General features: G+C 45.9%; 2 tRNA genes and 3 rRNA genes. All 5 read right to left on the reverse strand.

Annotated features, from left to right (window positions below):
* Positions 1-3: 3 nt before the first annotated feature.
* The 5 genes from rrf to GGR97_RS15050 all read right to left on the reverse strand — a co-directional run bounded on the left by rrf (position 4) and on the right by GGR97_RS15050 (position 5,056).
* Positions 4-113, reverse strand: a 5S ribosomal RNA gene (gene rrf, locus GGR97_RS15030).
* A gap of 111 nt (positions 114-224) precedes the next feature.
* Positions 225-3,026: ribosomal RNA gene (locus GGR97_RS15035) — 23S ribosomal RNA — on the reverse strand.
* A gap of 157 nt (positions 3,027-3,183) precedes the next feature.
* A tRNA-Ala gene (locus GGR97_RS15040) sits at positions 3,184-3,257 on the reverse strand.
* A gap of 112 nt (positions 3,258-3,369) precedes the next feature.
* Positions 3,370-3,443: transfer RNA gene (locus GGR97_RS15045), tRNA-Ile, on the reverse strand.
* 91 nt (positions 3,444-3,534) lie between these two features.
* Positions 3,535-5,056, reverse strand: a 16S ribosomal RNA gene (locus GGR97_RS15050).
* Together the 16S, 23S and 5S rRNA genes with 2 tRNA genes alongside form the textbook arrangement of a ribosomal RNA operon.
* Positions 5,057-5,332 lie beyond the last annotated feature (276 nt).

Consider the following 5,332-nt stretch of genomic DNA (forward strand, 5'->3'; position numbering starts at 1 on the left):
AAAAAAAGGCGATGACATACTCTCCCATCTAACGATAGTACCATCTGCGCTAATAGGCTTAACTGCTCTGTTCGGAATGGGAAGAGGTGAGCCCTATTGCAATAATCACCTTAAGGTTGTTAATCCTGAACTTGTTTCAGGACCATGATGTGTTAACATATTGATCTAAATAATATCTTATATCTTTTTTACTTTTCGTAGAAATACTGTATTAAAGCCCGCAAGTACATAAGCCTATGGGTTATTAGTACTACTCGGCTATGACATTACTGCCTTTACACCTATAGCCTATCAAGGTCGTGATCTACAACCACCCTTTAAAGAAATCTCATCTTGTGGTGGGTTTCGCGCTTATATGCTTTCAGCGCTTATCCCTTCCCAACGTAGCTACTCAGCAATGCTCCTGGCGGAACAACTGATACACCAGAGGTTAGTTCAACTCGGTCCTCTCGTACTAGAGTCAAATCCACGCAAATTTCTAACGCCCGCTACAGATAGAGACCGAACTGTCTCACGACGTTCTGAACCCAGCTCGCGTGCCACTTTAATGGGCGAACAGCCCAACCCTTGGGACCTTCTCCAGCCCCAGGATGTGACGAGCCGACATCGAGGTGCCAAACCCCCCCGTCGATGTGAGCTCTTGGGGGAGATCAGCCTGTTATCCCCGGAGTACCTTTTATCCTTTGAGCGATGGCCCTTCCATGCGGAACCACCGGATCACTATGCTCTTGTTTCCAACCTGATCGACTTGTAGGTCTCGCAGTCAAGCACCCTTATGCCATTGCACTCTACGTACGGTTACCAAGCGTACTGAGGGTACCTTTAGAAGCCTCCGTTACTCTTTTGGAGGCGACCACCCCAGTCAAACTACCCACCAAGCACTGTCCCCATCTCTGGGTTAGACTCTAGATAAGCAAAGGGTCGTATTTCAACAACGACTAACCTACACCTAGCGATGCAGGATCAAAGTCTCCGACCTATCCTACACATTACTTATCCAAAGCCAATACTAAGCTATAGTAAAGGTTCACGGGGTCTTTTCGTCCCGTAGCGGGTAATCGGCATCTTCACCGATACTACAATTTCACCGAGCTCATGGCTGAGACAGTGTCCAGATCGTTGCACCATTCGTGCAGGTCGGAACTTACCCGACAAGGAATTTCGCTACCTTAGGACCGTTATAGTTACGGCCGCCGTTTACTGGGGCTTCATTTCAGATCTTCGCCGAAGCTAAACCCTCCACTTAACCTTCCAGCACCGGGCAGGTGTCAGGCCCTATACATCAACTTTCGTTTTAGCAGAGCCCTGTGTTTTTGATAAACAGTCGCCTGGACCTTTTCACTGCGGCCTCCCCGAAGGGAGGCGACGCTTCTCCCGAAGTTACGCGTCGATTTTGCCTAGTTCCTTAGCCATGAATCACTCGAGCTCCTTAGAATACTCATCCCAACTACCTGTGTCGGTTTACGGTACAGGACGCAGCCCTCGCTTTTCTTGGAACCGCTTACTTTTACTCGCTTCGCCCGAAGGCTAAGCTCTCCGTACTATTCCGTCAGTACGAGTAAATCTGGGCAATCCGTCACTTTTAATGGGTGCGTGTACAGGAATATTAACCTGTTGTCCATCGACTACCCCTTTCGGGTTCGCCTTAGGCCCTGACTAACCCTCAGCTGATTAGCATCGCTGAGGAAACCTTAGTCTTTCGGAGGGCGGGTTTCTCACCCGCCTTATCGTTACTTATGCCTACATTTTCTTTTCTAGCCGTTCCAGCATCTCTTACGAAACACCTTCAGCACAACTAGAATGCTCCCCTACCACTTACATATATTCCAATGTAAATCCATAGCTTCGGTAATATGTTTATGCCCGATTATTATCCATGCTCGTCCGCTCGACTAGTGAGCTGTTACGCACTCTTTAAATGAATGGCTGCTTCCAAGCCAACATCCTAGCTGTCTGGGCAGACAAACCTCGTTTATTCAACTTAACATATATTTAGGGACCTTAGCTGATGGTCTGGGTTCTTTCCCTCTCGGACATGGACCTTAGCACCCATGCCCTCACTGCTGTCAATCATTATATAGCATTCGGAGTTTGTCAGGAATTGGTAGGCGATGAAGCCCCCGCATCCAATCAGTAGCTCTACCTCTATATAACTATACACAACGCTGCACCTAAATGCATTTCGGGGAGTACGAGCTATTTCCTGGTTTGATTGGCCTTTCACCCCTACCCACAGGTCATCCCAAGACTTTTCAACGTCAACGGGTTCGGTCCTCCACTGTATGTTACTACAGCTTCAACCTGCCCATGGGTAGATCACCAGGTTTCGCGTCTACTCAACCTAACTAATTCGCCCTATTCAGACTCGCTTTCGCTACGGCTCCGGATCTTAAATCCTTAACCTTGCTAGATAAAGTAACTCGTAGGCTCATTATGCAAAAGGCACGCCGTCACCCAGTTAATGGGCTCCGACCGCTTGTAGGTGTACGGTTTCAGGATCTATTTCACTCCCTTATTTAGGGTTCTTTTCACCTTTCCCTCACGGTACTAGTTCACTATCGGTCTCTCAGGAGTATTTAGCCTTACCGGATGGTCCCGGCAGATTCAGACAGGGTTCCTCGTGCCCCGCCCTACTCAGGAAGCTGATACGATCACTTCTCTTACTTATACGGGACTATCACCCTCTTCGGTCAACCTTTCCAGGTTATTCTAATTCAATTGTTTCTCGATGTCTCAGTCCTACAACCCCGACCTTGCCGTAACAAAATCGGTTTGGGCTCTTTCGCGTCCGCTCGCCACTACTAACGAAATCATTATTATTTTCTCTTCCTCCGGTTACTTAGATGTTTCAGTTCACCGGGTTTGCCCCTTTCGGTACTATGCCTTCAACATAGTGGGTTGCCCCATTCGGAAATCTACGGATATAACTCTTATGTGCAAATCCCCGTAGCTTATCGCAGCTTATCACGTCCTTCTTCGCCTCTGAGAGCCTAGGCATCCGCCATACACCCTTAATTAGCTTATTGTACTCTTTTGCGTCTTTAATTCTTTAATCTTGCGATTAAATGTATTTCTTATTGTATTACAATTCTATCTCTAGAACCATAATGTCTACTCAAGTAATATTTATTTTAAATATTATTTATATCAATATGTCAATGAACTTTTAGACTCTCGTCTCTGTGGAGAATATCGGAGTCGAACCGATGACCTCTTGCGTGCAAGGCAAGCGCTCTAGCCAGCTGAGCTAATCCCCCATTACTAGTAGTTAGTAATTAGTTGTTAGTCATTAGTAATTACTAATTCGTAATTGTAATTATTTCTGCTTCTAGAATTTCCTTTATTATACAATCCTTATCTCTTTTTTAGTAGTCTCGGGCAGACTCGAACTGCCGACCTCTACATTATCAGTGTAGCGCTCTAACCAGCTGAGCTACGAGACTCAATATGTGATTGTATTCTATATATAATTAAAAAATTAACAGCTCTAAGAAAGTAAAATAACTTTTCCTAACATACATCTCTTTTCTCTAGAAAGGAGGTGTTCCAGCCGCACCTTCCGGTACGGCTACCTTGTTACGACTTAGCCCTAGTTACCAGTTTTACCCTAGGCGGCTCCTTGCGGTGACCGACTTCAGGCACCCCCAGCTTCCATGGCTTGACGGGCGGTGTGTACAAGGCCCGGGAACGTATTCACCGCATCATGGCTGATATGCGATTACTAGCGATTCCAGCTTCATGGAGTCGAGTTGCAGACTCCAATCCGAACTGTGATAATGTTTAAAGATTCGCATCCTGTCGCCAGGTAGCTGCCCTCTGTCATTACCATTGTAGCACGTGTGTAGCCCAGGACGTAAGGGCCGTGATGATTTGACGTCATCCCCACCTTCCTCGCGGTTTGCACCGGCAGTCTCTCTAGAGTCCTCAGCTTAACCTGTTAGCAACTAAAAATAGGGGTTGCGCTCGTTATAGGACTTAACCTGACACCTCACGGCACGAGCTGACGACAACCATGCAGCACCTTGTAAGAAGTCCGAAGAAATAAACATCTCTGTCTAATGCATCCTACATTTAAGCCCTGGTAAGGTTCCTCGCGTATCATCGAATTAAACCACATGCTCCACCGCTTGTGCGGGCCCCCGTCAATTCCTTTGAGTTTCAATCTTGCGACCGTACTCCCCAGGTGGGACACTTATCACTTTCGCTTAGTCACTGAGCTAATGCCCAACAACTAGTGTCCATCGTTTACGGCGTGGACTACCGGGGTATCTAATCCCGTTCGCTCCCCACGCTTTCGTTCATCAGCGTCAGTCGATACTTAGTGGACTGCCTTCGCAATCGGTATTCTATGTAATCTCTATGCATTTCACCGCTACACTACATATTCTATCCACTTCAATATGACTCAAGACTAACAGTATCAAAGGCAGTTCAACAGTTAAGCTGCTGGATTTCACCTCTGACTGATTAGCCCGCCTACGAACCCTTTAAACCCAATGATTCCGGATAACGCTTGGACCCTCCGTATTACCGCGGCTGCTGGCACGGAGTTAGCCGGTCCTTATTCGTAGAGTACCGTCAGTGTAATACTCGTATCACAGTTTCTTCCTCTATAAAAGAAGTTTACAACCCATAGGGCAGTCATCCTTCACGCGGCATGGCTGGATCAGAGTTGCCTCCATTGTCCAATATTCCTCACTGCTGCCTCCCGTAGGAGTCTGGTCCGTGTCTCAGTACCAGTGTGGGGGATCTCCCTCTCAGGACCCCTATCTATCGATGTCTTGGTAAGCCGTTACCTTACCAACTAACTAATAGAACGCATAGCCATCTTAAACCAATAAATCTTTAATTATTAAATGATGCCACTCAATAACACTATAGGATATTAATCTTCGTTTCCAAAGGGTATCTCCTTGTTTAAGGTAGGTTCTATACGCGTTACGCACCCGTTCGCCGGTCGTCAGCAAATAGCAAGCTACTCCTGTTACCCCTCGACTTGCATGTGTTAAGCCTGCCGCTAGCGTTCATCCTGAGCCAGGATCAAACTCTTCATCGTTAATATTATGGTAACTTTCGTTACTTATTTGATGATGCTCAAAAAAATCTCATACCATTACCGAATATAATCCAGTAACGCACATGTAATTTACTCTCTTATTTACGCTGTCAATTTTTCAAATTTCTCAATGAACTTAGTCACTCTGTGACTTATCTTTTCCTTAACTCAACTAAGAGCTAAACACTTAACTAATGCGCTAAGCGGATGCAAATATAAGAACTTTATTTCTTCTAAAACAAATAAATCTAAAATAAATTCTAAATCTTTTTTGCC

The organism is Wenyingzhuangia aestuarii, from assembly GCF_011927765.1.
Lineage (GTDB): Bacteria > Bacteroidota > Bacteroidia > Flavobacteriales > Flavobacteriaceae > Wenyingzhuangia > Wenyingzhuangia aestuarii.